The organism is Pseudomonas sp. W2Oct36 (assembly GCF_041060465.1).
GTDB lineage: Bacteria > Pseudomonadota > Gammaproteobacteria > Pseudomonadales > Pseudomonadaceae > Aquipseudomonas > Aquipseudomonas graminis_B.
In genome coordinates, this window is record NZ_JAUERW010000005.1 from 299,235 (window position 1) to 320,423 (window position 21,189).

Below are 21,189 nucleotides of genomic sequence, written 5' to 3' on the forward strand. Positions count from 1 at the left end.
GTCAGCCCAACCCTGCCAGCAAATCACGGGCGGTTTGCTGCGGGCCGTCGTCGGAGCCGTCGATCACTTCCTGCAACAGCCGACGGGCCTCGTCGACATTGCCTTCATCGATCAGCACCTGCGCCTCATTGATCTTGCTCAGCGGCTCTTCGTCCAGACTCAGCAGATCGAAGCCGCCCTCCTCGATCATGAAACTGTCGAGAAAAGCGTCGTCCAGCAGATCGCTGTTGCTCTGCACAATGACTGCCGGACCGGCCTCGAACTGAACGTCCATTTCCGGCGGCGTTTCCTCTTCGGCGAAGTCGCTGAGGAACTGCTCATCGGGCATCTCGAACACCTCGGGCAGCTGCGTGAGGTCGGACGAGAATGAAGTGTCGAGTTCAGGTTCGGCTTCAAGTACAGGCGCGGGCTTGCGCGGGGCGGGCGTGCTGTCGAACGGATCAACCAGATCCCAGTCGGCGTCCATGGAGAGGTCGTCGAGGTTGAGCTGGAAATCGTCGGCAGGGTCGACCGGGTTCAATGATGCGGCCGCATTTTCGTCCAACTGGGTGGGTTCCGTCAGGCTGAGCGCCGGCGGTTCTTCTGATGCCTGACTGGCCGAGGCTGTTTGGCTGGCCAGCACCGCGGCAGCACCCAGGGCCGCGGCGGAGGCTGCGGCCGAGGTCATGGCTGGCGACGCGACTGGCGCGGACGGCGCTGCGGGCACCACGGGCTCGGGCTTCAGTTTCGGGTAACGATTGCGAATATCCTGAAGCTTCTGCGCGTCGACGCCCTGACTCAGGAGCACGCGTTCTTCTTCGTCATACGCATCGATGTCGCCCTGCTCGCCGAGCAGTTCGAGAATGCGCAGGCGAACATCGGTGCGCTCGGGCTGTTTGCCCAACGCATCACGCAGGATGGCCAGTGCTTCGGCGAAGCGACCGTAGGCGATGTAAATGCTCGCGCCATCCAGGGCGTCAGTGGCGGCACCGGCCAGACGTTGGCCGGCAGGTGCTGACGAAGCCGGACGCGCCGGGGTGACCGCCGGCACTTCGAAGACCGGGGTGACCGTGGCCGCAGACCTGACCACCGGTTCCGCCGGCACAGGCTCGAGGGCCAGCTGATTTTTGATCCGGTTGCGGCGCACAGACCAAGCCAGCGCGAGGAGCAGCAATATCACCAACAGCGCTGCCAGAACCGACGTCCAGGGGAAGTCATCCTCGGCGGCAACCGGCACCGGCGCTTGTACGGGAGTGGCTACCGGAGCGGGTGCAGCCGGCGTTGCCGCCGTCGTCTCCGCTGGAGTCGTCGCCACCGTCGAGGGGGCGGGAGCAACTGGCGCCGCCACAGGCTTGGCCGATTGGGCCTTGAGTTCGGCGAGTTGGGTCTGCAGTTCGATGATCTGCTTGTCCTTGTCGGCCTCTTCGACGGTGGATGTCTGGACTTGCTGCTTGAGGTCGTCCAGCGTGTTGTTCAACTGCTGGTTTTCCAGCGCCGCCGCCGACAACTGATCGCTGGCGTTCTGCTTCGCCGAGGCAGGCGTCGGGGCGGAGGCTGCGGCTGAGGTGCCGCTGCCTGCTGCAGACCCATTGGCGGTCTTCGGTTCAACGGCGTTGTCCGGCAGCAACAGGCTATGACCGACCTTCAACTGGCTGCGCTCACCATTGGGAAACGCTTGCGGATTGAGCGCCACCACGCCTTTTATCAACTCGGCAGAAGAGGTCTTGCTGCCCGGCGCCTGTACCTGCCGGGCAATACCCGCCAGCGTGTCGCCGGACACGACCGTGTAGTGCTTGCCCTGTCGAGCCTGGGGCGGCGCGACCGGCAGACGCGAATCATCATTCTTCGCGCTGGCCGCTGGCGATTGAGTACGGCTGCGCGTCGCGGCGAGCCCGGTCGGCGATGTCGGCGGATCAAGCAGCACGGTGTATTCATGCAGCTGGTCGCCGTTCGGCCGTACCAGCCTGACGAGGAAATTCAGATACGGCTCGGTGACCGCCTTGTGGGATTCGATGTGAATCACGCTGCGGTTGCCACGGATCACCGGAGTGAAACGCAGGTCGTTGAGAAAGAACACGCGCTCCACGCCAGCCTTGGCAAAGGCTTCGGGCGGCGCGAGCCCGACGACCATTTCCTCGGGACTCATCCCACCCGCTTCAATCAATTCGACATCGGCGTTAAAGGGTTGCCCCAACGCAGAATGCAGGCTGATATCGCCCAGACCCAGCGCAGCCGCCACGGAGCTGTGCAGCAACGCGGCCGAGGCGAGCCCGATGACGAGCAAACCCGAACGAAGACCCGACTGAACGCGAAGAGGCGCACCCCCTTCACGACGACTACCGGCCTGAAAACTCTTCAGCATGCGAACCCTTTCGAAGACGAGGCAGGCTTCCCTGCACATTCGGTATGCCCGGACACGTCATCCGGGCAGCATCAGTATGGGTGCAAATAGAACAGGATGTTTCGCCCGCATCAATGTATTTGTCGCAGGCGTTCGCGCGGTTTTCAGGATTTTTCGAGATTGGCGAGGATTTTCGAATGAACGCGCATGCACATGAGCAATTCTTCTTCGTCGATGCCGGCAAACAACTCGTGGCGCAAGGCGGTGGCGATGGTTTCGATTTTCTCGATCAGCGGACGCGCGGTGTCACAGAGGACGATCTTTTTCGCCCGACGATCTTCGAGCACCGCCTGCCGAAGCACCAGTCCCTGATTTTCCAGGCTGTCCAGCAGACGGGCCAGGGTCGGGCCTTCAACGCCCACGCTCTGGGCGAGTTCGCGCTGGGTGGGTGGCGTTTTGAAACGAGCCAGATGCAGTAACACCAGCCAGCGCGCCTGGGACAATCCCAGATCAGCCAGCCGGCGATCCAGCTCCGCGCGCCATCCCCGGGACATATGGGCCAGTTGCATGCCAAAGCGATGTTCTTCGGTTAACGGCATAGGTAACTCGATGGTTAAAGGCGAATCCTAATTAATAGGCAGCTAACCATGGAGACAGTGATGAGGCAAGCGCCCGGGCGTGGTGATTCGTCGCAGCGGCGAGGAGGTGCCGGGATGCGGCGGGTAGGCCTTCGGGTTGCTTGGGATTATTTGAGTGTGCTGCCTGCCGAGGTTGCGACGGGTCAAACCTCAAACTCCGACTGCAACGCCGCCCGCACACAATACAGCACGCCCTCGGGTACGCGCCCGGTAAACAGTTCGGCAATAGCGGCAACGGGGGGCAGCTCGCCTTCGCCGTCGAGAAACGCATCCTGAATCTCGGTCATCAGGTCCTCGGGCAAATCCAGCGCCTGATCCAGGGAAAGCTGCTGTTTGCCAATCGCCTCGGCGAGCATCGTGTAGACGTTCTTCTCCGAGCACTGCAGTTGCCCGGCGATTTGCATCGGCGTCATACCGGCGCGGGCGAGGCTGATGAGTTCGTGCCGTACATCGGTGACGACACGCGGCGCCGGTGCTGCACCGCCGAGCACTTCGAGGAACGCCTCGCCGTAACGCTCCAGCTTGCGAGCGCCCACACCGCTGACCCGGCCCATTTCGGCCATGGTCACCGGCTGGCTGCGGAGCATTTCCAGCAGGGTCGAATCCGGAAAGATGACGTAAGGCGGCACGCCATGTTCTTCGGCCAGCTTGCGCCGCAAAGCACGCAGCGCTTCCCACTGCTCGCGCTCTTCGCCGCGCACCAGCTGACTCGCCGGGCTGCCGGAGGCTTTCGCGGTGGTCTGCGGCTTCAGGTCACGGCGCAGCTGCAAGGTGACTTCGCCACGCAACAGCGGTCGGCAGGTGTCACTCAGGCGCAGACCGCCGTAGCCTTCCAGATCGATGTCGGCCAGACCTCGCGCCACCAGCTGTCGGAACAATGAACGCCATTCGCCTTCGCTGCGGCTCTTGCCGACACCGAACACCGCCAGCTTCTGATGACCGAAGCTTTGAACCTTGTCGTTTTCCTTGCCCAGCAACACGTCGACCAGATGGCCGACGCCGTAGCGCTGGCCGGTTCGATAGATCGCTGAAAGCGCCTGTCTCGCGGGTTCGGTGGCGTCCCAGGTCTGCACGCCGTCGACGCAGTTGTCACAGTGCCCGCAAGGGTTGGGCATGATTTCGTCGAAGTAGGCGAGCAGCGACTGACGCCGGCAGCGGGTTTCTTCACACAGCGCCAGCATGGCGTCGAGCTTGTGCTGCTCGACGCGCTTGTGACGCTCGTCGCCTTCGGAGTTCTGCAGCATCTGCTTGAGCATTAAAACGTCTTGCAGACCGTACGCCATCCACGCATCGGCCGGCAGACCGTCCCGCCCTGCCCGGCCAGTCTCCTGGTAATAGGCTTCCAGCGATTTGGGCAGATCCATGTGCGCCACGAAGCGCACGTTGGGCTTGTCGATGCCCATGCCGAACGCGATCGTGGCGACCATGATCAGGCCTTCCTCATTAAGGAAGCGCCGTTGATTGCCGGAGCGGGTCTCGATGGGCAAGCCGGCGTGGTACGGCAGGGCCGGGTAACCGTTGTCGCTGAGGAACGCCGCGGTCTCTTCGACCTTCTTGCGCGACAGGCAATACACGATGCCGGCGTCGCTGCGCCGCTCGGACAGAAATGCCAGCAACTGCTTGCGTGGCTGTTCCTTGGGCACGATGCGGTAAAAAATATTCGGGCGGTCGAAGCTCGATAAAAAGCGCTCGGCGTTCTGCAGGTGCAGACGCTCGACGATCTCTTCACGGGTGCGCTTGTCGGCCGTGGCGGTCAGTGCGATACGCGGCACGTCCGGAAACAGCTCGGCCAGTTGGCCCAGCTGCAGGTATTCAGGACGGAAATCATGACCCCATTGCGACACACAGTGGGCTTCGTCGATGGCGAACAGGGCGATCTTGAGGTTTTGCAGAAACGACAGCATGCGCGGCTGGACCAGACGTTCCGGTGCCAGATACAGCATCTTGATTTCGCCCAGACGAATGCGGTTAGCGAGGTCGCGCTGCTGCTCGGCGCTGAGCGTGGAGTTCAACGCGGCGGCTGAAACACCGAGTTCTTCCAGCGTTGCCACCTGATCGTCCATCAGCGCGATGAGCGGCGAAACCACGACCGCAAGGCCGTCGCGCAACAGGCCCGGCACCTGGAAACACAGGGATTTGCCGCCGCCGGTGGGCATCAGCACCAGTGCATCACCGCCACTGGCCACGCGCTCGATAATGGCACCCTGGCGACCACGGAAGCTGTCGTAGCCGAAGATGTCTTTAAGTACGCGTTGAGCCTGGTCGAGCATAAATACCCCGGATGGTGCCGCAACAGCGGTCGAGAATCGCTGTGGAAATCGCAAAGCGCGGCAGTATACCGGAGCGCTCCGACAGATTGGACCGCGGTGACACCGGCGGTCGAAATTTACCGGAATACCGATTCCAGTGGCCTCGCCGCTGGCGCCGGGCGCCCTCAGGGCCTAGAATTCAGCATCGTTTATTCCCAAGGTAGTCTGTCAATGTCCTTCGCTGAGCAATTACACCGCCTGCAAGCCTTCCTCGATGCCGATGAGCTGCATGACGAAGCGCTGGACTACGTAGCCGCCCACGGCTATCTCACCGCGCTGTCCATTTGCGCCGAAACCGTTCCTGATCGCGAGTGGATCGACGCACTGTTCGCCGAGCCTCCGCACTACGCCGACGAGGCGCAACACGAGGAAATCGAATCCACCCTGATCCAGCTCAAGGCGCACATCGCTCGCCAGCTGGCATCGGACGAGGAGTTCGAATTGCCGTGCGATCTGGACCTGGGCGATGACCCCGATGACTCCGAGCTGCGTGGCTGGTGCATCGGTTTTATGGAAGGCGTGTTCCTGCGCGAGTCGGCCTGGTTCGAGAACGACGAAGAGGAAGTCAGCGAGATGTTGCTGCCGATCATGGTCGGTTCCGGTCTGTTCGATGAACAGCCAGAGTTCGCCGACATCGCCGCTGACGCCAACCTGATGGACGACATGATCGTGCAGATCCCGGAAGCGCTGACCGCGCTGTACCTGCTGCTGCAAGCCCCGGATGAAAAGCCGGCTATCCTCAAGCCGCGCCATCACTAAGCCCGACCATCAAGTCTCGGCGTTAGCGCAGGAGAAACGTACGAGCCGACGCCGGCTCGTACGCCCCCTTCCCCGCTACTTGTGTTTCTTGTCACTCTTCTTGAATGCCGCCTCGATCGCTTCGTTGATCGTGCGCAGTACCTTGACCCGCGCCCAGCGTTTGTCGTTGGCCTCGACCAGCGTCCACGGCGCGATTTCAGTGCTGGTGCGATCCACCATGTCACTCACTGCCTCGCGATACAGCGGCCACTTGCTGCGGTTACGCCAGTCATCCTCGGTGATTTTGTGGCGTTTGAACGGTACCTTCTCCCTCGCCTGAAAACGCTCCAGTTGGGTTTTGTCGTCGATCGCCAGCCAGAACTTCACCACCACAACCCCGAAGTCGGTGAGCTGCTCTTCGAAGTCGTTGATCTCGCTGTAGGCCCTTAACCAGTCAGCCTCGGAGCAGAAGCCTTCGACCCGCTCGACCAGCACCCGTCCGTACCATGATCGATCGAACACGGTGAATTTTCCCCGCGCCGGAATCTGGCGCCAGAACCGCCACAGATAAGGCTGAGCCAGTTCATCCTGACTGGGCGCGGCGATCGGCACGATGTGGTACTGCCTTGGATCGAGCGCGCCGGCGACACGTTTGATAGCACCGCCCTTGCCCGCTGCATCGTTGCCCTCGAACACCGCCACCAATGAGTGACGGCGCATGCGTTTGTCGCGCATGAGCCCCGAAAGCCGCGCCTGCTCGGTGATCAGTTGCTCGTCGTAATCGTCTTTTTCCAGCGCCAGGGTCATATCGAGATTGTCGAGCAGGCTCAGCTCATTGCTGTTGTTAGGCAAAGGGCCGAGTCCGACAAGATGGGTTGCCCCTTCAGGCGTCTTCAGGGCGTTTTGCAAACCTTCTAGCAGCAACCGGCCGACGGTCAGGCTGCGGTAGTTCGGGTCGACGCCTTCGATGACGTGCCAAGGCGCATAGTCGCGACTGGTTCGGCGCAGCACGCGCTCGCCAAAACGCACGAAGCGGTCGTAGGTCTTCGACTGCTGCCAGTCCAGCGGGCTGATGCGCCAACTGTGCAGCGGGTCATCCTTGAGGGTTTTGAGGCGCAGCTTCATCTGCCGCTTGGACAGATGAAACCAGAATTTGAAAATTACGGCGCCTTCGTCGACCAGCATCTTTTCCAGTCGCTCGGCGCCGTTGATGGCCTGATCCAGCACCGGGTCCTTGAACTGCTTGTGCACCCGGCCCTGGATCATCTGGCTGTACCAGTTCCCGAAAAACACGCCGATCCGGCCCTTCGGCGGCAACTGGCGCCAGTAGCGCCAGACCGGTGGATGGGCCAGTTCTTCATCGGTTTGCTGATCGAAGGTGCGCACTTCGATGTAGCGCGGGTCCATCCAGTCGTTGAGCAACTTGACGGTCTCGCCCTTGCCGGCGCCTTCGATGCCATTGATCAATACGATGATCTGGCGCTTGCCTTGCTCATGCAGTTCGTACTGAGCCTCCAGCAGCGCTTCGCGCAGGGCCGGAACTTCAGCGTCATAGGTTTCGTCGTCGATGGTGTGGCCGATTTCAGCGGATTCGAACATTCAAGGCTCCCTTCAGGATCGGTCAAGACTAGCAGGCGGCAGGCAGCGCCGATGCAGGTTATGACCGCCAACCGCTGCGATGGATCACTGCTGCGGGAAACATTCGGTTGCAGGAGAAGCGAGGCGGCACCGCGGCGGCGCCACCTCGTTCAGCCAATTACCAGCCCGCGCGGTACAGATCCGTCAACTGCCTGAGCATCAGTGCTTCAGCCCCATCGCGCTCGGCGATGAGTGCCAGACCTTGTCGGTGGTACTCGTCGGGATCAGCTGGCGGATGTTCTTCCAGCGCTGCCATGCGCGCGCGCACTGACGCGGTGGCCGACGCGAGGGCTGACTCGTGGCCGGATCGCAGTCGCGCGTTCCACTGTTGATTGTCGACGGCAAACTGCAGAAAAGCCGGGCTACGCTCTGCTTCCAGCACACGACCCCGAGCCTCCAGCAACGCACCACGGTCAACCGCTGCCAGGCGCGCCCAGACCATCCGGTAAGGCTGACCGGGCAGCCCGAGGTCGTCCGCCAGTCCGACCCGGTACGCCAGTCGCACCTCGGCATGATCCAGCGCCATCCCCAGACTTTCGCGCCGGGCAATCTCCGCATCCGCGATCGCCTGCACTTCATTGAGGCGAAAGAGCTGACGAATCACCCCCAGCAACGCGTCCGTGCGCTGACTTTCTGCGACATCCCGCAGCGATCCATGGCTGTATACCGCCACTTGAATATCACTGAAGATCAGCCGTGCCCCGTCCTGACAGGTCTGGTTGGCGCCAAACAGACGGTCGTTGGCCATGACCTCGATCTGCCCGCGCAACACCGCATCCTGCGCGGCCGTTTCCAGAACGGTGAGCACCTCACTGGCAAGCTCGGCGTGGAACTGGCGGAAATCCGGGGTTTCTCTCAGCCGCTGCAACAGCACCAGCAGATGAGGCGCGTCGGCGGCGTGTTCAACCTGAGTCCACGCCGCGAGCAACCGCTGATTCAGCACATCCTCACCCGGGCGCAACCACACCTGAGCGGAGGGTCTGGCAGCACCGGCGCTTGCACCGGCGCGGTGGCCATGAGACTCGCCTTCGTCATCCGATACCTCGGACTCTGTGTCCATCGGCGCGCCTTCGACGTGGATCTCGCGAATGTCTTCGGGAAAATCGTAGTCGAGCTGGTAGCGATGACCGTAGCCAGTATCGTTGCGCCAGTAATCCTCGAGCGACTGGTGGGTGAACGGGTTGTTGTAGGCGTAGATCACTGTATGGCGGCCATGGTCCTGCGGGTTCTCGATGACTTCGGCGGCGACCTCGGTAATGTGGTTGTCACTGATGTCCAGCTCGCCCAGCCCCAGCGTATGGGTCCATTCCGGCCATTGAGTGAGGCCCGTGTTGTTGATCCACAGGGTCGAGAGGCGCAGGCGGCTGGTGTCGGTGAAGTCGCCCAGACGGCTGCCAGCCAGGCTCAGCGAGTCCAGCGCAAGTATATCCATCAACGTGTTCATGGCGGGCTGGTCCAGCGTCCACGACAAATTTTCCAGCGACAGGTGCTGCAGGGAGTGCAGCTGAGACAATCCGTCCGGCAGCGCGGCCAAACTGCCGCGCACGTTCAGGTGAGTGACATTCGGAAAGTTGGCCAGAAACGCATTTGCCCCGGAAGTATGAAACTGAACGTTATTGAGGTCGATCTGCGTGATGTCGGCATAGAAACTATGCAACGGCGGCAATTCCGGAATCACCAGGTGCTCCAGTGTCAGCCAGCGCGACCCCCGGGGGGCATCCCCATGGCTGTAACGCCACGCCCGACCCAGCACGTTGGCCACCCGGCGCCGCGCCAGCCGTTCACCGTCATTGAGCAGCACGCTGATATCGTCGGCCTCCGCCCAGGCGATCAGGCTCATGTGCAGCTGGTCATAGGCGGCCGCACGGGCGTGCGTCGCGGCCAGCAATTGCTCCAGTGATCGCCCGCGCCGGGCCATGGCCCGCAGCTGATCCGCCAGCTCGACACTTTCCGGATAGAGGTGCGTCATTGCCTGGAGCAATTGCTGTTGAATCGCACCTTCGGCCACAGGCAACCCGCGTCCGCTGAGTGGATAACCGATGCGCCCGTCCAGTAAACGCTGCGGCGGCCTGAACTCGGTGGGTAACGTCCATTGCCCCAACTGCTCGGCCGCCCATTTCGGTTGCGACCGAACCCAGTTGAAGACACGGCGCTTGAAAGCGCGCACGCCGGTCTGCGGGTCGTTGAGCCCCATCGCCTGGCGACTGCTCTCGGGCAGCGCGCGCAACAGCGCGGAAAACAGACTGCCTTTTTTCTCCGATGCCTCAGCGGCCTCTACCTGAAAGCCTTTGTCACCCTTGATCAACACACGTTGCCGGGTGGCATTCTCGGCGCCGATGCTGTCAAGTAACGCACCGGTAGCGTCGCCGCTTCGTATCTCAATGCGCACGTCCGCGGGCCATCCCGGGAACGTCGCGAGGCTGCGCAACGTCAGGCGCTGAAGATCGTCATTGGCGGTGCTGGGGGTCAGGAAAAAGCCTTCCAGCGCGCGGCTCATGCGGGTCTGACGCAAATGCCCGCGTACCTTTCCGGCCATTTCCAGCGGGATGCGCCGGGTGTCCAGCATGGCCAGCCGCTGCTCGGCACCGGCCTCAGCGATCAGAGCCTGGCTGGAAGCCAGGGTGAGCGACGGGAAATCGCGTCTCAGCAGTGCAATCAGCGGGTCGTTCGACTGCTCGCTGGCGAGGTATGCCGCGTCCAGGGCCTGGGCAGAGTCGGCCGCCTGCTGACTGAGCCGAAACCGCTTGGCAGTGTCGATCAGCGCTGCGGGCGCGGGTTGCTGACTGATGTGCAATGCGGCCAGACACTCTTCGTCGACGCCGCTCACTGCCATTATCCGGCTGACGGATGGTTCGTCGATGTCTGCGAGTTCGGGGTGCAGACGGCGCAGGGCCGTGCCTACGTCAGTCAGGCGCAGACGACCTGCAGCGTCCCGGGCCGGAAGGCTGCGTTTGATGAACGACGGAGGCTGCGACCCAGCGGATTCTGCGGCCATTGCGCCCGTCGCCGCGCCCGCGGCACCCAGCGCGCCTATGAATGCCAGGTTTTGCGCGACACTCCCCAAGTGATCCAACGCCTCATCCATGTCACCATGGCGCCACGCTTCAATGCCTTCGAAGGTCTCGTCGAGCAACTGCGCACCCGCGACCACCATCATGACTTCACCCAGACCGGGAACGAACAGCGCGGCAACATTCAGCGCGTCCATGCCGTAGTCGAGCCAGTCAGCGAGGCGTTGCTCCCGGGTCTTCTGGTCCTCGTCATCGGTAGGGACCGCGAGTACGCGAGCGTCGTCCTTCAGTCGCAGCATCTGATACAGGTAGAAAACATCACCCAATGCGCCGCCCACCTCGATGGCTTCCAGATCGAGAAAAGCAGTCTGATCCACCTCGGAAACGCTGATCAGCTGTCGGTGAAAACCGTCGCCACGGGCGACGCTGTGCAGGACATGGGGCGCCAGTCGTTCGTGCAGACGCTTGAAGAAAGCCGACTTGCTGCGCTGGGGAATAAAGCGATCAAAGTAGCGCTGATACACCTCGGAACGCAGTTTGGTCCTCAGTGCCTGTGTGAAATCTTCCAGGGATGCATGGGACTGAATCGCACCATCAGGCTCGCCTGGCAGGTAAACCACGCAACGCGTCTGACCGGCGGCTTTGAACACCAACGCGTCGCGCAACCGGCAGCCCAGCAGTTGCAGGCTAGACACCTGATCCGCAGGCCCGTAGGCATTGACTTGAAGCAGCATCTGGTACTGGGCCTCATCAATGGAGCCCTTGAGGCGTGCGATGTGGGAATCGACCCGCAAGGCCAGACGGGCGTGCTCGATCATGCGCGCCTTGATGTCATCGCTGTCCAGGCTATCTGGCACGTCCGGCCTCGCGACGGGGTGCAGTACATGGTGCAGGTGCCGCTGATACTGGCCGCCCAGATCAAGCCGGCGGCACAGCTCGATGAAGCGACCGGGGCTGACACCCAAGGGATGAACGTTTTCCGTCCCCGCCGGCGCATCCGACGCGCCGCCAATGATAGCCGAGGTGCTTTCGCGATCAGCGTCCGTCGCTTCGACCTCTTCGAAATTCTGCAGCGCAGCGGCCAGCAGCGGACGCGTGCTGGAACCCTGAGGCGAGGCGCGACCTGTCAGCCAGTCACGCTGGAATCTGGCGTGAAAGAAGTGGTCACGGTCGACATCCAGACCCGGACCGAATTCGGTGTCGAGGGCCTGAGTCAGCAACGGCCCCGCAAACGACGGCAAGTCCTGAATGCGCAGGAGAACCTGATTGAGGTGTTCGCGGGCCGCTTGCGCGAAGGTCATGTCCCGGCGCAGCGCGTCGCGCATCGCCGGCGTCGCCTGGATAAACCATTGCGGCAGCGTGTTCCGAATGAATGAAGCAGTGAGAGCCAGACTGGCGGTGTTCATGTGACGTCCTTGTTTCTGCGTGTGATCAAAGGCGCATAGATAAACAGGAACGCGCCCGCAAAGTGGCATACATATGTAGTGCACCGCCCACCGGACGCTGGAGTAACATCGCCACCTTGCCCGCCCCGAGCCGAACATGATCACCACTGACCACACCCAGATCGCCAACGCCCAGATTGACTGGGACGAACACGGCAATCCGCATTCGCGGGTGTTCTCCGACGTCTATTTCTCGACCCAGTCGGGCCTGGATGAAACCCGCCATGTGTTCCTGACCCAGAACGAGCTGCCCGAACGCTTTGCCGCTTTGCCGGCGGGCGGGCGGCTGGTAATCGGTGAGACCGGCTTTGGCACCGGGCTGAATTTCCTGTGCGCCTGGCAGCTGTTCCACGCCAACGCAGTCGCAGATGCACGGCTGCATTTCGTCAGCGTCGAAAAATACCCGCTGAGCCGTGCTGATCTGGAGCGCGCGCTGAATTTGTGGCCCGAGCTCAAGGTGCTGGCGGATCAATTGCTGGGCCGGTACGTGGCGGTGCATCAGGGCTTTCAGCGGTTGGTGTTCGATGGCGGGCGCGTCACGCTGACCTTGCTGATCGGTGACGCGCTGGACATGCTGCCGCAACTCGACGGACAGATCGACGCCTGGTTTCTCGACGGTTTCGCGCCCGCGAAAAACCCGGAAATGTGGACACCCGAGCTATTCGCCGAGCTGGCACGGCTGGCGGCACCGGGCTCGACCATCGGCACTTTTACCAGCACCGGCTGGGTGCGCCGGGCACTGAACGCAGCCGGTTTCAAAATGAAGCGCGTGCCGGGCATCGGGCATAAGTGGGAGGTACTCAAAGGCCGCTTCATCGCATGGCCTGAAGACGTGCCAACGCCTCCGCGCGCCAAGCCCTGGTTTGCCCGGCCCAGTTCCCTGCCACGTCTACTGCCCCGTTCACCAGACACCCCTCGCACAGCATTGGTGATTGGCGCAGGGCTGGCCGGGTGCGCCACGGCGGCGAGCCTGGCGGCGCGCGGTTGGCACGTCAGTCTTCTGGAGCGCCATGGTGATCTGGCGCAAGAAGCATCGGGCAATCCACAAGGCGTGCTTTACCTGAAACTGTCGGCCCATGGCACTGCGTTGTCGCAGCTGATCCTGAGCGGGTTCGGTCACACCCGACGCTTGCTGGAGCGCCTGCAACGGGGCATCGACTGGGACGATTGCGGCGTGCTGCAACTGGCCTTCGACGACAAAGAGCAGGCGCGTCAGGCGCAACTGGCTGAGGCGTTCCCCGACGATCTGCTGCATGTACTGGACCGGGCTGACGCCGAGTTGCGGGCCGGTATCGTGTTGAAGAGCGGCGGCTTGTTTTACCCACAAGGCGGCTGGGTGCACCCACCGGCGTTGTGTCGTGATCAGGCCAGCGCAAGCAACATCAAGCTGCTGACTCACAACGATGCGATCGAGCTGCGGCGGGACGGGCCGCTGTGGCAGGCGTGGGATGGCGAGCGTCTGCTGGCTTCTGCTCCAGTCGTCGTGTTGGCGGGCGCGGCCGAGATCAAACGCTTCCCGGCCAGCGCTGACCTTCCACTCAAGCGTATTCGGGGGCAAATCACCCGACTGGCTGCCACGCCCGACAGCCAGGCCTTGAAGACTGTCGTCTGCGCCGAGGGTTACGTGGCGCCTGCACGCGGCGACGAACACACGCTGGGCGCAAGCTTCGCCTTCAACAGCGATGACCTGACGCCGAGTACGGCCGAACATCTCGGCAATCTCGAGCTGCTGCGGGAAATCTCCGAGGACCTGACCGAGCGGCTGAACGCCAATGGTTTGCCCGCCGAGGACCTGCAAGGTCGCGCCGCATTTCGCTGCACCAGCCCGGATTACCTGCCCATTGTCGGGCCACTGGCGGACCGGGCGGCATTCCTTGAGACGTACGCCGTGCTGCGCAAGGACGCGCGCCAGACGCCGGATACCGAATGCCCATGGCTGGACGGTTTGTATGTCAACAGCGGTCACGGTTCACGCGGCCTTATCACTGCGCCGCTGTCCGGCGAACTGATCGCCGCCTGGCTGGATAACGAACCCTTGCCCCTGCCGCGAACCGTGGCCGAAGCCTGTCATCCCAATCGGTTCGCGCTGCGAGGGCTGATTCGCGGGAAATAGCAAAGCCTGCGGTATCGGGTGTCCCGCGCCCGTCATCGCTATCCGACGCAACTTCTTTGTCCTGCCGAAGATCCACTGCTTCGCCGGCTACATCGGCTCCGGTCAAACCGTTATCCTCCAGCCCATCCCTTCAATCAGGTGCGTGTCGATGCTGCAAGTCCAGGGTGTGTTCAAGAGCTATGCCACGGCCCAGGGCCCTTTGGCCGTTTTGCGTGGCGCGGACCTGCAACTGGATCAGGGTGGCAGCCTCGCGTTGATGGGTGAGTCGGGCAGCGGCAAGAGCACGCTTCTGCATCTGGTGGCCGGGCTGGACAATGTGGACACGGGCAGCATCGAGATTGCCGGACAGCGTCTGGATCAGATGAACGAGGCGCAACTGGCCAACTGGCGGCGCACGGAAGTCGGTCTGGTGTTCCAGCAGTTCAACCTGATCGGCAGTCTGAAGGTAGAAGACAACCTGGCATTTCAGGCGCGTCTGGCCGGGCGCTACCAGCCTGAATGGCAGGCCGAACTGACTGAGCGGCTGGGCCTGGGCGCGCTGCTCAGGCGCTATCCCGAACAACTCTCGGGCGGCCAGCAACAGCGCGTTGCGATCGGACGCGCCCTTGCTTCGCGCCCCGCCCTGCTGCTCGCTGACGAACCCACCGGCAACCTTGACGAAGCCACGAGCGATGAAGTGCTGCAACTGCTGCTGGACCTTCTGGCCGACAGCACCACCAGCCTGTTGATGGTCACCCACAGCCCGAGGGTGGCGGCACGATTGCAGCGTCAGGCCGTGCTGCACCTGGGTCGTCTGGTCAGCGAAGGCGAACGCTGAAATGCCTGTCTTCTACTGGACCTTGAAAGCGCTGCTGAGCCACTGGCGGCGCCACCCCGTGCAGTTTTTCAGCGTGCTGACCGGCCTGTGGCTGGCAACCAGCCTGCTGACCGGGGTGCAGGCGCTGAACAGTCAGGCCCGTGAAAGCTACGCCAAGGCCAGCCAGATGATCGGCGGCGAGCCGCAGAAGATTCTGGTCTCGCCCAACGGCGCCAACTTTTCCCAGGACCTGTTCGTAACCCTGCGCCGGGCCGGATGGCCGGTCTCTCCCGCACTGCGCGGGCGCGTCGCCCTCAAAGAGGCGCCGGAGCAACGTCTGACCGTGCTCGGCATCGAGCCGGTCTCGCTGCCGGTGAACACCGCGCTGGCAGGGCAATCCCTGGACACCGCGCAGATCGTCGACTTCTTCACCCCTCCCGGCACCACCTGGATTTCACCGCAGACCCTTGCCGCCCTCGGTCTCCATGAAGGCCAGCAGCCGGTCACCGACTCCGGAAAGGTACTGCCGCCATTGCGCGCGAAAACCGACATGGCGCCGGGCGTACTGCTCATGGACATAGGCTTCGCTCAGCAACTGCTCAACCAGCCGGATCAGATCTCGCGGCTGGTGCTGCCAAAGGACTTTGCGGATAACGCCCCCGCCCTGCCGGCCGAGCTGAATGGCGAGCTGGTGCTGCGCAAAAGTGGCGAAGACAACGATCTGGGCAGGCTTACCGAAAGCTTCCACCTGAACCTCGACGCACTGGGTTTCCTTTCGTTCGTGGTCGGACTGTTCATCGTCCATGCCGCCATTGGTCTCGCGCTGGAACAGCGTCGCGGGCTGCTGCGCAACCTGCGCGCCTGCGGGGTCAGCGCACGCGGGTTGATGGTGAGTCTGGTGGTCGAGCTCGGCGTGCTGGCCCTGCTCGGCGGCATAGCAGGTGTCATCAGCGGTTACTGGCTGGCGAGCGCGCTGTTGCCGGACGTGGCGGCGAGTCTGCGCGGGCTGTACGGCGCTGAAGTCGCCGGCCACCTGAACCTTAGCGTCTGGTGGTGGCTGAGCGGTCTGGGCGTCAGTCTGCTCGGCGCATTTCTCGCGGGGGCCAGCAGCCTGCTGCGTGCTGCGCGCCTGCCTTTGCTGGCGCTGGCCAATGCCCAGGCGTGGCATGAAACCCATTCCAAATGGCTGCGACGCCAGGGCTGGGTGGCCGGAATATCGGCGTTGATTGCCATATCGGCCGCGCTGTTTGGCGACAGCCTGGCACTGGGCTTCGTGCTGATGGCGAGCCTGTTGTTGAGCGCGGCGCTGGGGCTGCCGGTGCTGCTTAATCTGCTGCTCGACGCACTGCTGGGCAGGAGCCGTTCGGTGCTGGGTCAGTGGTTTCTCGCTGACTGCCGGCAGCAATTGCCGGCCCTGAGCCTGGCGCTGATGGCCTTGCTGCTGGCAATGGCAGCAAACATCGGCGCGGGCAGCATGACGTCGGGCTTCCGCCAGACGTTCACCCACTGGCTGGAACAACGCCTCAGCGCCGAGCTGTACATCAATCCGCAGAACCCGGCGCAAGCCGCGCCGCTGCAGCAATGGCTGAGCCAGCAGCCGCTGACGTCGGCCGTGCTGCCCAACTGGCAGGTTTCGTTGCAACTGAAGGGCTGGCCGGCCGAGCTGTATGGGGTGATCGATCATCCGCACTACCGCCAGCACTGGCCGCTGCTGGAGTCGGCAAGCGGTGATGCCTGGAAGCAACTGGCGCAGGAAGACACGCTGATGCTCAGCGAACAACTGGCCCGCCGCCTGGACGTCAGCGTTGGCGATGAAGTAAAACTGCCCGCGCCCGACGGGCCGTGGCCGCTGCGCGTCGTTGGCATTTATGCCGATTACGGCAATCCCAAGGGCCACGTGCTGGTGAACGCCGAGCACCTTCTCAAGCATTGGCCGCAGCTGACACCCAACCGCTTCAATCTGCGCATCGATCCCCGCGCCATCCCGCAACTGCTGCGGGTGCTGCACAACAAATTCACCATCGACGACAACCGCATCGTCGATCAGATCCAGCTCAAGGCCTGGTCGCAACAAGTCTTCGAACGCACATTCGCCGCCACGGCTGCGTTGAACAGCCTGACGTTGATGGTGGCCGGAGTTGCCTTGTTCATCAGTCTGCTGACCCAGAGCCAAAGCCGCCTCGCGCAACTGGCGCCGTTATGGGCGCTGGGTGTGACGCGGCAGCAATTGATGCTGCTTAATCTGGCGCAGACCTGGCTTCTGGCGGTGCTGACACTGGTGCTCGCAATTCCGCTGGGGCTGTTGCTGGCCTGGTGCCTGGACGCCGTGATCAACGTGCAAGCGTTCGGTTGGCGCCTGCCACTGCAAGTGTTCCCTATGCAGCTGGTGCGCCTGACGCTGCTGGCAATGCTCGCCACACTGCTGGCGTCGGCCTGGCCGCTCTACCGCCTGTACCGCACCCGCCCCGCTGATTTGCTGAGGACTTTCGCCAATGAAGGTTAAAGCCCTGCCCCTGATCACCGTTCGCCTGCAGATCGTCGCCCTGCTGATGCTCGGTCTGCTGCTGAGCGGCTGCGACGACAAACCCGAAGAAGAAAAAGGCTTCGCCGGCCTTGCCGACGACGCCTCAAGTTACGCACGGGTAACGCCGGGCAAGCGGTTCGAGTTTCCCGACGATCACGGCCCCCACGCTGATTTCCGCATCGAGTGGTGGTACGTCACCGCCAATCTGAAGGATGCCGACGGCCAGTCGTTCGGCGTGCAATGGACGCTGTTTCGCAACGCCCTGCCCCGCGCAAAAGGTCTGCAGGGCGATGGGGCTGGATGGAGCAACCGCAACCTGTGGATGGGACACGCGGCGGTGACCTCCCAGGACGAGCACTTCGCAGCGGAACGCTATGCCCGTGGCGGCGTGCAGCAGGCCGGCGTGACACTGGCGCCGTTCGCGGCCTGGATCGACGACTGGTCCTTCACCAGCCAGTCCGCCAGCGATGACCCGCTGGCGGATATGCAGCTGCAGGCCAGCGGGCCACAGTTCAACTACCGCCTGCGCCTGAAAGCCACCAAGCCTTTGGTGCTGCAAGGTAAACAGGGCTTTAGCCAGAAGTCCGAGCAGGGGCAAGCGTCGTACTACTACAGCCAGCCGTTCTTTCAGGCGAATGGCAGCATCGAGATCGACGGCAAAACCTACCAGGTGTCCGGGCCTGCATGGCTGGATCGGGAGTGGAGCAGTCAGCCGCTCACCGATAATCAAACGGGTTGGGACTGGTTCTCGCTGCACCTGGGGGATGGTGCCGAAGTCATGCTCTACCGCATGCGGCAGAAGGACGGCGAGCCGTACCTGACCGGGACGTGGATCAACGCCGACGGCAGCACCGAACAACTGGCGGCGGCAGACATAGCGCTGGCACCCGAAGACACCACTGACGTTGAAGGCCGCGACATGCCCACACGCTGGTCGGTGAAAATCCCGTCCAAGGCCGTGGACATCGCCGTCGAAGCGCTCAACCCACAGGCGTGGATGAACTTGCAAATTCCCTACTGGGAGGGACCGGTGACCATAAGCGGCAGCCACGAGGGCGTGGGGTATCTGGAGATGACGGGCTACTGACACGCCGCCGCGACAGACCCTGATAAGCCTCTAAAGTTTCTTCGTCGCTGCCGATAAACAAAGAATCGGACAGTGAACCCGATAGCCCAACCCCGTCAGGCCAGGACGCCTGCTTCAATAGCGTCTGGAGCCTCAATGCCTACATTAAGCTTGAAAGATATGCAGCTGGATCTCGAAGATTCGGCGGCTTACTTTGACTCTCTGTCGCAATTTCTCGAAGGTCATGCCATCTACCTGAAGGCTCAGAGAGTTGTGTGTCGACAAGAGGACCTCATGCTCCTCGAAAGTCATGCCGGTAACCTTGCCAACTCGGTGAAGTACATCAAAAGCGCTGCTTTACGGATCGCCAACCGCTCGCGTTGACTCGGGCGAGGTATGCGCTCCCAAGACATGACGTGGGGATGCTTCTTGGACCTATGAGCGAGTCGACACCCCACGAAAAACGTCGTCAGTGATTGAAAACCCGGGCACACCTCCCTCGCCTGCAATGTTTTTATTGAACGATCCACGCCTGCCGGTACTCGATAAAGCTAGGCCGCTGACGGCAGCGCGCCCTGATGATGTGTCTGCGCCATAAGGAAGTGGGCTCAGGTCAGGGCTGTATATCCACGCCGGGACAGGGCCCAAACGTTACTGGCTGAGTGCATTGCGCAAGCTTGGGATTTGACAGCGCAGGATGTACGAAACGCGCCATACGTACGCAACCACGTGCCTGATGCCCGGTGTGAACCCGGCCTTCATCGCCGCGCAATCCCAGTAACGCCAAACACGCCGAAAACATAAAGGGTTTAGGACAGATGTGCGGATTAGCTGGCGAACTACGCTTTGACAATCAACCTGCGGATCTCGCCGCAGTAGAACGTATCACCCATCATCTCGCGGCTCGCGGCCCGGATGCGTGGGGATTTCACAGCCAGGGGCCGGTTGCCCTCGGCCATCGTCGCTTGAAGATCATGGACCTGTCGGACGGATCGGCGCAGCCGATGATCGACAGTCACCTGGGCCTGTCCCTGGCCTTCAACGGCGCCATCTACAACTTCCCGGAACTGCGTGCCGAACTCGAAGGCCTCGGCTATCAGTTCCATTCCGGCGGCGACACCGAAGTGCTGCTCAAGGGCTATCACGCCTGGGGCGCCGACATGCTGCCCAAGCTCAACGGCATGTTCGCGTTCGCCATCTGGGAGCGCGACAACAGAAGCCTGTTCATTGCCCGCGACCGTCTTGGTGTGAAGCCGCTGTATCTGTCGCGCACCGACAAGCGCCTGCGTTTTGCTTCTGCCCTGCCGGCGCTGCTGAAAGGCGGCGACATCAGCCCGATGCTCGACCCGATCGCACTCAACCATTACCTGAACTTCCACGCCGTAGTGCCTGCACCGCGCACCCTGCTGGCGGGGGTTGAAAAACTGCCGCCGGCGTCGTGGATGCGCGTCAGTGCCGAAGGCAAGGTTGAGCAGAAAGTCTGGTGGACGCTGCCCTATGGCCCGCACGCCGACGAAGCGAATCTGACCCTTGAAGACTGGCGCGACCGTGTGCTCGACAGCACGCGCGAAGCCGTTGCCATCCGTCAACGCGCTGCGGTGGACGTCGGCGTGCTGCTGTCCGGTGGCGTTGACTCGAGCATGCTGGTCGGTTTGCTCCGCGAAGTGGGCGTTAAGGATCTGTCGACCTTCTCCATCGGCTTCCAGGATGCCGGCGGCGAACGCGGCGATGAGTTTCAGTATTCGGACCTCATCGCCAAACACTACGGCACCAACCATCATCAGTTGCGCATCAAGGAAAGCGAGATCATCGAGCAACTGCCCGCCGCGTTCCGTGCGATGAGCGAGCCGATGGTCAGCCACGACTGCATCGCGTTTTATCTGCTGTCCCGCGAAGTCGCCAAGCATTGCAAGGTGGTTCAGAGCGGTCAGGGCGCGGACGAGTTGTTCGCCGGTTACCACTGGTACCCGCAAGTGGACGGCGCCAGCGACCCCTATGGGGCCTATCGCGATGCGTTCTTCGACCGCAGCTACGCCGAATACGCCGAAACCGTTACGCCGAAGTGGCTGACAGCGAATGACGCAGCCGGTGATTTCGTGCGCGAGCACTTCGCGATGCCGGGCGCTGATGCCGCAGTGGACAAAGCCCTGCGACTGGACAGCACTGTCATGCTGGTGGATGACCCGGTCAAGCGCGTCGACAACATGACCATGGCCTGGGGCCTCGAAGCGCGCACCCCGTTTCTGGACTATCGACTGGTCGAGCTGTCTGCCCGCGTTCCCGGCCGCTTCAAATTGCCGGACGGCGGCAAGCAAGTGCTCAAAGAAGCCGCGCGCCTGGTGATCCCGTCAGAAGTCATTGATCGCAAAAAAGGTTATTTCCCGGTACCGGGCCTCAAGCACCTGGAAGGCAACACGCTCAACTGGGTGCGCGATCTGCTGCTCGATCCAAGCCAGAACCGCGGGCTGTTCAACCCGGTCATGCTCGACAAACTGCTGACAGATCCGCAGGGTCAATTGACGCCACTGCGCGGCTCCAAGCTGTGGCAGCTTGCAGCGCTGAACCTCTGGCTCAGCGAACAAGGACTCTGA

12 protein-coding genes are annotated in these 21,189 nt (G+C 62.5%); 7 read left to right on the plus strand and 5 right to left on the minus strand.

Annotation, left to right across the window (positions count from 1 at the left end; genetic code table 11):
• Nucleotide 1: 1 nt before the first annotated feature.
• The 3 genes from QWI18_RS10655 to recQ all read right to left on the minus strand — a co-directional run bounded on the left by QWI18_RS10655 (nt 2) and on the right by recQ (nt 5,228).
• The gene (locus QWI18_RS10655; RefSeq protein WP_369318806.1) at nt 2-2,341 is read right to left on the minus strand and encodes a FimV/HubP family polar landmark protein; all 2,340 of its coding nucleotides are present in this window, start codon (nt 2,339-2,341) and stop codon (nt 2-4) included.
• A 143-nt stretch (nt 2,342-2,484) separates the two neighbouring features.
• Entirely contained in the window at nt 2,485-2,919 is a 435-nt protein-coding gene (locus QWI18_RS10660; protein WP_065986915.1) for a MarR family transcriptional regulator, read from the minus strand.
• Nucleotides 2,920-3,101: 182 nt separating this feature from the next.
• Nucleotides 3,102-5,228, minus strand: coding sequence for a DNA helicase RecQ (recQ, locus tag QWI18_RS10665; RefSeq protein ID WP_192135456.1), 2,127 nt, complete (start codon nt 5,226-5,228; stop codon nt 3,102-3,104).
• Between the two features lie 210 nt (nt 5,229-5,438).
• Between recQ and QWI18_RS10670 the strand changes: the two genes are divergently transcribed.
• Nucleotides 5,439-6,026, plus strand: coding sequence for a YecA family protein (locus QWI18_RS10670; protein ID WP_192135458.1), 588 nt, complete (start codon nt 5,439-5,441; stop codon nt 6,024-6,026).
• 75 nt (nt 6,027-6,101) lie between these two features.
• On the opposite strand, the gene pap is transcribed toward QWI18_RS10670, so the two are convergent.
• Together pap and QWI18_RS10680 are read right to left on the minus strand one after the other, a co-directional pair.
• Complete coding sequence (gene pap / locus QWI18_RS10675; protein ID WP_065986909.1) at nt 6,102-7,604, minus strand: polyphosphate:AMP phosphotransferase; 1,503 nt, start codon at nt 7,602-7,604, stop codon at nt 6,102-6,104.
• A 157-nt stretch (nt 7,605-7,761) separates the two neighbouring features.
• Nucleotides 7,762-12,060, minus strand: coding sequence for a DUF6543 domain-containing protein (locus QWI18_RS10680; protein WP_369318807.1), 4,299 nt, complete (start codon nt 12,058-12,060; stop codon nt 7,762-7,764).
• Nucleotides 12,061-12,196: 136 nt separating this feature from the next.
• On the opposite strand from QWI18_RS10680, the gene mnmC reads away from it, so the two are divergent.
• From mnmC to QWI18_RS10710, 6 genes are all read left to right on the plus strand, one after another.
• Nucleotides 12,197-14,212, plus strand: a complete 2,016-nt coding sequence (gene mnmC, locus QWI18_RS10685; protein WP_296306108.1) for a bifunctional tRNA (5-methylaminomethyl-2-thiouridine)(34)-methyltransferase MnmD/FAD-dependent 5-carboxymethylaminomethyl-2-thiouridine(34) oxidoreductase MnmC — start codon at nt 12,197-12,199, stop codon at nt 14,210-14,212.
• Between the two features lie 148 nt (nt 14,213-14,360).
• On the plus strand, nt 14,361-15,029 hold the full coding sequence (locus QWI18_RS10690; protein WP_065986903.1) for an ABC transporter ATP-binding protein: 669 nt from the start codon (nt 14,361-14,363) through the stop codon (nt 15,027-15,029).
• A 1-nt stretch (nt 15,030) separates the two neighbouring features.
• Nucleotides 15,031-17,511, plus strand: coding sequence for an FtsX-like permease family protein (locus QWI18_RS10695; protein WP_192135464.1), 2,481 nt, complete (start codon nt 15,031-15,033; stop codon nt 17,509-17,511).
• Entirely contained in the window at nt 17,501-18,619 is a 1,119-nt protein-coding gene (locus QWI18_RS10700; protein WP_192135466.1) for a lipocalin-like domain-containing protein, read from the plus strand. Before QWI18_RS10695 ends, QWI18_RS10700 begins: the two co-directional genes overlap by 11 nt.
• A 135-nt stretch (nt 18,620-18,754) precedes the next feature.
• Nucleotides 18,755-18,982 (plus strand): hypothetical protein, encoded by a 228-nt coding sequence (locus tag QWI18_RS10705; RefSeq protein ID WP_065986897.1) that lies wholly within the window; start codon nt 18,755-18,757, stop codon nt 18,980-18,982.
• A gap of 434 nt (nt 18,983-19,416) precedes the next feature.
• Nucleotides 19,417-21,189 (plus strand): N-acetylglutaminylglutamine amidotransferase, encoded by a 1,773-nt coding sequence (locus tag QWI18_RS10710; protein ID WP_065986895.1) that lies wholly within the window; start codon nt 19,417-19,419, stop codon nt 21,187-21,189.